Source organism: Pseudomonas sp. SIMBA_068, assembly GCF_046534705.1.
Taxonomy (GTDB): Bacteria; Pseudomonadota; Gammaproteobacteria; order Pseudomonadales; family Pseudomonadaceae; genus Aquipseudomonas; species Aquipseudomonas putida.
Genome location: NZ_JAWRYI010001391.1, coordinates 1 through 243 on the forward strand (window position 1 = coordinate 1; position 243 = coordinate 243).

General features: G+C 39.1%; 1 protein-coding gene. It reads right to left on the reverse strand.

Annotated features, from left to right (window positions below):
- Positions 1–116: 116 nt before the first annotated feature.
- On the reverse strand, positions 117–243 hold a 127-nt coding region (locus tag SB756_RS34185), incomplete at its 5' end, for a DUF2787 family protein (RefSeq protein ID WP_410913769.1).

A 243-nucleotide genomic window follows, 5' to 3' on the forward strand; every position in this document is an offset into this window, starting at 1 on the left:
CCAATGTTCCATATTTGGCTCATTTGCCTTGAGCAGCGCTTTTCTAGTAAATAGCTAACGAGCCTTACTGTATCAAGATCTTTAACCGCTTGTACTTCAGCCATAAAAACCTCCAGTTACTCAGTAGTAACCGTTACCTGATAACAACCTGTGTTGTAGTACTCAACAAAGTTTGAAATAAACAAGGCTAACAACTCTTTACCTTCCTTAGCGTTCAACCAACCAGCTAGAAAGTGATAAACT